Genomic DNA, 7,257 nt, shown 5'->3' with positions numbered 1-7,257 from the left:
GGTTCGAATCCTTCCACGCGCACCATTTTAGTAAGCATTAGCTTACAAATGCAGATTTTGCGGAGAGGTGGCCGAGTGGCCGAAGGCGCTCCCCTGCTAAGGGAGTATGGGCTTTATCTCCCATCGAGGGTTCGAATCCCTCCTTCTCCGCCATTCTATTCCTAGTGAATAGATTTAATTTGCGAGACTTAAGTGCTTCTTCTAGACTCAAGTCTGTCGGTAAGGTAGCAACTTACCCAGTATTTAAGCGCGTGTAGCTCAGCTGGATAGAGTACCTGGCTACGAACCAGGCGGTCGGAGGTTCGAATCCTTCCACGCGCACCATCTACTTAGTTAGATTTAGATAAGCCCTGCAAGTTATTGCAGGGCTTTTTTAATCGAATTTTTCCGCATAATCTAGCTTCAATCCTTATCTCTTCCCATGCTTTAGCGCCTTGATAATCGGCCTCTTACGCCACGTTATGGTTAATCCAATACCTATGCCTTAAGCGATGATGTTATCGCGCAGGCTTGCTGTTTAGCACCTGATAAAGGGATAGCTGTAAGGAGTATCTTGACTCGCAAGCTGAGCTGTAAAAGAGACGAAGAGAAAAGCACAGAACAAGGATTAATGTGTTTCTTTGCTTCTCGTCTTAGGGACGAGTTCTGAGAGAGTTGAAGAGTGTAACGCGATGCAGGATGGAGCAATTTAGGACGGGTCAGGGGAAATAAAAAGGGCCGTAAAATACAGCCCTTTTTAGCGTAGATGCCGTGATTAGGCTTCTAGCTTAGCAAACTCGGCTTTTTGCTCTTTTAGTTTGTCCATATCGCGGCTCAGATCGGCCATCTTAGCGCGCTCTTTATCGATAACTGCTGGCGGTGCTTTCGCAACGAAGCCTTCATTCGATAATTTACCTTCGATACGGCCAATCTCTTGAGTCAGCTTTTCAAGCTGCTTGTCGATGCGAGCCATTTCGGCCGCGACATCCACCAGACCTGCCATCGGAATTAATAATTCCATTTCGCCAATCAGACCTGTGGTCGACATAGGCGCCGTTTCACCTTCGCCAAGAATCGTCATGCTTTCTAAGCGCGCAAGCGTTGTGAAGAAGGCTTGGTTCGCTTCAACACGGGCTTGATCTTGGGCGCTCACACCACGCAGTAGGGCGTTTAATGGCTTAGAAGGCGCGATATTGAGCTCTGCACGGATATTACGTACCGCAACAATCACTTGCTTAACCCACTCAAGATCGGCCATCGCGGTCGCGTCTACTTTGGCTGCATCATAGCTTGGGAATGGTGCCAGCATTATGGTGTCGCCTTGGGCGCCAGTCAGTGGTTTAACGCGTTGCCAGATGGTTTCAGTGATGTATGGCATCATTGGGTGCATCAGACGTTGCATCGCTTCTAACACATTGACCAACGTATGACGAGTGCCACGCATTTGCGCTTCATTGCCGTTTTGCAGTACTGGCTTAGTTAACTCTAAGTACCAATCGCAGAACTGGTTCCAAGTGAACTCGTACAGCGTGTTAGCCGCAAGGTCGAAGCGGTAACTTGCCATGTGGTCATCAAAGGTTTTCACCGTTTGGTTGAATAAACCGATGATCCAGCGATCCGCCAATGACAGTTCCATCTCACCGCCTTGGTAATCAGGTGAGTTCGGGCCGCAATCTTGGCCTTCGGTATTCATCAGCACGTAACGTGATGCGTTCCATAGCTTGTTACAGAAGCTGCGGTAACCATCTAAACGCTTCATGTCCCAGTTGATATCACGGCCCGTTGAGGCCATTGCCGCTAGGGTAAAGCGCAGTGCATCGGTACCGTGGGCTTCGATGCCATTTTCAAATTCTTTACGGGTGCTCTTTTCGATCTTGGCGGCCAGTTGTGGCTGCATCATGTTGCCGGTGCGTTTTTCAACGAGGGCTTCTAGATCGATACCGTCAATCATATCTAATGGGTCAAGTACGTTGCCCTTAGATTTTGACATCTTGTTACCCGCTTCATCGCGGATTAGGCCAGTCACATAAACGGTTTTAAAGGGTACCTGTGGCTTGCCGTCTTCATCTTTGATGAAGTGCATGGTCATCATGATCATACGGGCAACCCAGAAGAAGATGATGTCAAAACCTGTTACCAACACATCAGTTGGGTGGAAGGTTTTTAAATCTTCAACATTGTCAGGCCAGCCTAAGGTCGAGAATGTCCACAGGGCAGAGCTGAACCAAGTATCCAGTACGTCTTCATCTTGGCGAAGGGCGATTGCATCATCGATATTGTGCTTAGCACGCACTTCAGCTTCGGTGCGGCCGACATAGACCTTACCGTTGGCATCGTACCAAGCTGGGATGCGGTGACCCCACCATAATTGACGGGAGATACACCAGTCTTGAATGTCGCGCATCCAAGAGAAGTACATGTTCTCATACTGCTGTGGCACAAACTTGATGTCACCATTTTCAACGGCTTCGATGGCGGTTTTCGCCATTGGTGCAACGGCAACATACCATTGGTCGGTCAGCATTGGCTCGATAACTACGCCTGAACGGTCACCGTAAGGCACTTTTAAGCCATGCGGAGCGATTTTCTCGAGCAGGCCTAAGGTTTCAAACTCGGCCACGATTGCGTCACGGGCTTTGAAACGATCAAGACCTGCGAAACGCTCTGGTAAGCTGCCATCTAAGCTGTTGTTGATTGTGCCATCGGTGTTAACCACTTCGGCAGATGCGCGAATGGCCGCATCTAAGGTCAACACGTTGAACATAGGAAGCTTGTGACGTTTACCGACTTCATAGTCGTTAAAGTCGTGGGCTGGGGTGATCTTCACACAGCCTGTGCCAAACTCCATGTCTACATAGTCATCGGCAACGATAGGAATGCGACGATTGACAATCGGTAGCAGAATGAATTTGCCGATAAGCTCCTGGTAACGTTCATCGTCTGGGTGAACCGCAACTGCGCTATCGCCCAGCATAGTTTCAGGGCGCGTAGTGGCGACTTCTAAATAATCTTTACCGTCTGCAGTCAGTTCGCCATCGGCTAATGGATAACGCAGGTGCCACATGTGGCCTTGCTTTTCTTTATTTTCCACTTCGAGATCAGAAATCGCGGTGTGTAGCTTAGGATCCCAGTTCACTAAGCGTTTACCACGGTAAATCAAATCATCTTCATAGAGACGGACAAACACTTCTTGAACGGCTTTAGACAAGCCTTCGTCCATAGTGAAGCGCTCACGGTCCCAATCCACAGAGGCGCCCATACGACGTAGCTGCTTAGTGATGGTGCCACCAGATTGCGCTTTCCATTCCCATACTTTTTCCATAAAGGCATCGCGGCCAAGGTCATGGCGGCTCTTGCCTTCTTCGGCTTCAAGTTTACGCTCAACCAGCATTTGAGTCGCAATACCCGCATGGTCAGTACCGACTTGCCACAGGGTGTTTTTACCCTTCATACGTTGGTAGCGGATCAGAGTATCCATGATGGTATCTTGGAAAGCGTGACCCATGTGCAGGCTGCCCGTCACGTTGGGTGGCGGGATCATGATGCAATAGTTGCCCTGTGAGGCATCGCCGTGGGGCTTAAAGTAACTTTGCTCTTCCCAGTTTTGGTAAAGAGTCTGCTCAATGGACTGAGGATCGTATGTTTTTTCCATGGGAACGTATCTGTCTCAAGCTAAATTAAGTGGATGTGTTGCTAAATTTTGGGTTGTTAATTCAATCCCTAAGCCACGATATTGGCGGTAGCGTTCACGTGCTATCGCTTTATGTTGGTCGTCATTAGCCACAAAATCGAAGATTTGACCAAAGTTTACCGCAAACGGAGGTACTTGGTCTGCAAGATTAATCAGAAGTTGGCGACTTTTGTTTGGCCCGAGTCTGTCAAAACCGATTTCAACGGGTGAGCCTGTGGTGGGGCCTTCACCTTTAAGGTTATGGGGGACAAATGCACTGGGTTCAAACTGCCATAGTAACTCGTCGATTTCGAAGGCGATGTTCTTGTCCTGACAGTGAATATAGACCTGCTGCTGGCTTATAAATCCCTGTTGGGCTAGGCGGCAAGCCAACTGATACATGTCACTAAGGGCCGTGTTCTCGCCCATCGGCGGTAGTAAATAAAACAGCGCTTGAGTCATGATTTCAATGCCTTGCTTTAGGTTATAGACGAACGGGTTAGTCTACACTAAAACTCGTGCAGGGTTAACGTTTAGCTCTGGGGTTTTTCGCGGGAGATTGAGGAACCGGGAGGGGGAGTTGGCTTAAACCTTTACTGTGGCAACTGCGCACAGCTTAAGTACAAGCTTAAGTACAAGTTTAAGTACAAGCTTAAGGCTTAGAGCTTGCATGTGAATGGTTAAACGACCATGGGAGCTGGGTATATAAAAGCAAAGCGCACCCGAAGGTGCGCTGGTTGAAAGACTGGTCAAACAAACTATTCCTCCTAGGTTATTGAGCGTTGTTATTAAAGGATTTATTGACGCTTTGCGAATAAACAAACTGATATCGCAGTAGCTTTTGTTTATTCAGCAGGTTAACTCACTATTTCAACTTACATTCTCACTTACGATTACACTTTAGAATATAAATAAAGGGATCTGGCCGATATTAGTACTCAAAAAGGTACTGGGTATTTTGCTGTTAAGCAGCTCGCCTTGTTCCGTGTTATCTAAATTCTTTTTTACTCACTGTTTGTAATATGCCCACTTGCTCATATTACCGATAACGCTATTAACCTCCTCATATTGTTTGACTGTTAAGAAGCTAATTCATCTAAAGTGGTCTTTCATGGTACCTATGTGGTTCTATTGCTAACGTCCTCCTCTTGATTGTTACATTCGGGCTTGAAGAGTGTGTAAGACTAAAACTGGCAATACGATGTAGTAGGTTACTCCTTAATGATCGACTCGTATGTTAACACCCATTAGTGTGTTTATCGTTAGTTGTTGGTTATCGGTCTCTACTTTTTAGTAACCTCGCATCTCATTTGATAATCAGAGAGAAAACGCATAAATATTACAGCTTGGTGTTACCGAATTTATGTGGCCGTCTTAATATGACTGCCCTAATGTGACAGTCTTAATGTAACTGCTTGTGTCACTTTTTTGATTGAGAGTTTAGTGTGGTGGCGTACTCCTTCTTGTGGTGGTATTTAACGGTTTTAAGTTGAAATTCACATCACTTCGATTCTGCTGTCACTTAGTAAAGTGTAGTAGTTATTTAAAGGTTCACACTCTTTTTACTGACCATTAGGATGGTCTATCAAACTTTTGCTAAAAAATGTGACCTATTAAACCTTATCTACTTTATGCTCTCGAAGTGATGTGGTCTCGCACTAACATCGAGTAACTTAAGCTGCATCTTCCTCCTCGTAATCATCCTCGACATTAACAGCGTCTTCGGGATGAGCAATGGATGCGAAACGTTGTGCTTCAGGTTTATGGGTTAATCGATTGAGTTGTTTCTCTAATTTTTGACCCATGGCCGTAATGGCTGCATAAAGATTGTCGTGTTTTGCTTGAGCAAAAAGTTCTCCATTTGGGATGCCAACCGATGCTTCAATTTTGAAACCAGGTTTCTCCTCTGTGATGATGACATGGGGATTAATCAACTGCACATCGTGCCTAGAAAGTTTGTCAAAACGGCTTTCAATGCGTTCACGGATTGGGGCAGTGACTTCTAGTTGTTTGCTCGTAATCTTTAGCATATGTTGCACCTTCTATTTGTTTCCTTCGATTTCAGATTACCAATCTACACCCTTAAAAACGAGATCTAAATCACATTTTTAACCCTGTTTAGTTCTGTTCGTTGGTTATTTGATCGCTTAGACAAATCTCGCGGATTCTTGGTCGAAAAGGCTTGAATTGGCTATCGGAACAGGCCATATTTGATGGGATAACTACGCAGTCCTTCCCATCATTTACCTATCTTTACTTTAAGTTTTTCATTAGATCCCGATAAAATACCTTCACTTATTTCATTGCTCAGTCGAGTGGCAGGTATTATGGAAACCGAACATATCAAAGTTAAAGTCTGGGATTTACCCACACGCTTTTTTCATTGGGGCATGGTGGCCCTCATGGCCTTACTCTGGTGGAGCGCCGAAGTGGGCGAAATGCAATGGCACCAGATCTTTGCCTATAGTTTGTTGATCTTGATAGGCTTTCGGCTTTTATGGGGCCTGATTGGCAGTGATACTGCGAGATTTAGTCATTTCGTGCATCACCCAAAGGTTGTAATAGACTATTTGAAAGAGGTACGAGCAGAGGGTGTATCAACAGTTCTAGGGCATAATCCGATGGGTGGTTATATGGTGATTGTATTGATTGCCATTATTAGTTTGCAGCTAGTCACTGGACTATTTGCAACCGATGATGTGTTTACCGAAGGGCCACTGTACAGTTATGTGAGTTCTGAAACGGGTTCGTTCCTCACCTGGTTGCATAAGATGAATTTCAACTTGATCTTAGCGCTAAGTGCGATGCATGTGCTGGCCGTCATAGTACATGCCCTTAAAGGAGACAGATTAGTCGGTGCCATGCTCAGTGGTTATAAGCGTGTGCCTAAGCTTGAGCACGCCGAGTCAGAATCTGAGTTGGTCTTTAGATCGCATTGGCTGGCCTTAATCGTGCTGTTAATCATCGCAGGGGTGGTGTTTACCTATTTGATGTGGCCCATAGTTCAAGTGCTCTAGCGAACGCTAAACATTAAAAAAGCCTGCATATTGCAGGCTTTTTTAATTAGATATCACGAATAGTTTATTAGTCTTTTTTGTAAACGTCGTGACAACCTTTGCAGCTCTTTCCTGTATTCATAAAGGCTTGCTTGATTTCAGCTTGGTCACCTTTTTGAGCTACAGTCGCTAAAATAGCGGCATTTTCTTGGAAGGTTTTCATCTTAGCGTCGAAGTCAGCCTTGTCTTGCCATACTTTGGCTAGCGCTTCGGTATCACCTTTATCTGAACCTTCAATAAAGCCTTCGAAAGGAATGTGCGAAAGTGCAGCGACATTGTTGGCGCGCATCGCGAAGGTTTCAGCTTCGAAAGGTTTCTTACCTTTCATCATTGCGCCCATATCGCCAAAGTTATAAGCAATAAGGCCAAATGCAGATTGGCGATATTCAATCGCGTCCTTTGCATCTTCAAAATTGTGTGCTTGTGCAGTTGAAGCCAATAAGGTACCGGCAACGAGAGTCAGGAGTAATTTTTTCATCGTATTCTCACAAATTAGCGTCGAAGTGTGACATTGCGCTCCTATTGTACACAAATTAACTCAATGTACTAGAA

At 45.6% G+C, this 7,257-nt stretch carries 5 protein-coding genes and 2 tRNA genes; 3 read left to right on the top strand and 4 right to left on the bottom strand.

Annotation, left to right across the window (positions count from 1 at the left end; translation table 11 throughout):
• Positions 1-61: 61 nt before the first annotated feature.
• Together ACK5NH_RS16830 and ACK5NH_RS16825 are read left to right on the top strand one after the other, a co-directional pair.
• Positions 62-153 (top strand) — tRNA-Ser (locus ACK5NH_RS16830).
• Between the two features lie 94 nt (positions 154-247).
• Positions 248-324, top strand: a tRNA-Arg gene (locus ACK5NH_RS16825).
• A gap of 430 nt (positions 325-754) precedes the next feature.
• Here the strand turns inward: ACK5NH_RS16825 and ACK5NH_RS16820 are convergent.
• From ACK5NH_RS16820 to hpf, 3 genes are all read right to left on the bottom strand, one after another.
• Complete coding sequence (locus tag ACK5NH_RS16820; protein WP_416921931.1) at positions 755-3,631, bottom strand: valine--tRNA ligase; 2,877 nt, start codon at positions 3,629-3,631, stop codon at positions 755-757.
• 15 nt (positions 3,632-3,646) lie between these two features.
• Complete coding sequence (locus ACK5NH_RS16815) at positions 3,647-4,111, bottom strand: DNA polymerase III subunit chi (protein ID WP_342201110.1); 465 nt, start codon at positions 4,109-4,111, stop codon at positions 3,647-3,649.
• Positions 4,112-5,322: 1,211 nt separating this feature from the next.
• Positions 5,323-5,679 (bottom strand): ribosome hibernation-promoting factor, HPF/YfiA family, encoded by a 357-nt coding sequence (hpf, locus tag ACK5NH_RS16810; RefSeq protein ID WP_011621920.1) that lies wholly within the window; start codon positions 5,677-5,679, stop codon positions 5,323-5,325.
• A gap of 297 nt (positions 5,680-5,976) precedes the next feature.
• Between hpf and ACK5NH_RS16805 the strand changes: the two genes are divergently transcribed.
• The gene (locus tag ACK5NH_RS16805; protein ID WP_416921928.1) at positions 5,977-6,666 is read left to right on the top strand and encodes a cytochrome b/b6 domain-containing protein; all 690 of its coding nucleotides are present in this window, start codon (positions 5,977-5,979) and stop codon (positions 6,664-6,666) included.
• A gap of 67 nt (positions 6,667-6,733) precedes the next feature.
• On the opposite strand, the gene ACK5NH_RS16800 is transcribed toward ACK5NH_RS16805, so the two are convergent.
• Positions 6,734-7,183, bottom strand: a complete 450-nt coding sequence (locus ACK5NH_RS16800; RefSeq protein WP_011625579.1) for a c-type cytochrome — start codon at positions 7,181-7,183, stop codon at positions 6,734-6,736.
• Positions 7,184-7,257: the final 74 nt, after the last annotated feature.

Source organism: Shewanella sp., assembly GCF_047975355.1.
Taxonomy (GTDB): Bacteria; Pseudomonadota; Gammaproteobacteria; order Enterobacterales; family Shewanellaceae; genus Shewanella.
Note: the sequence above shows the minus strand (reverse complement) of the source record. Positions and strands in the feature narration are given on the sequence as shown.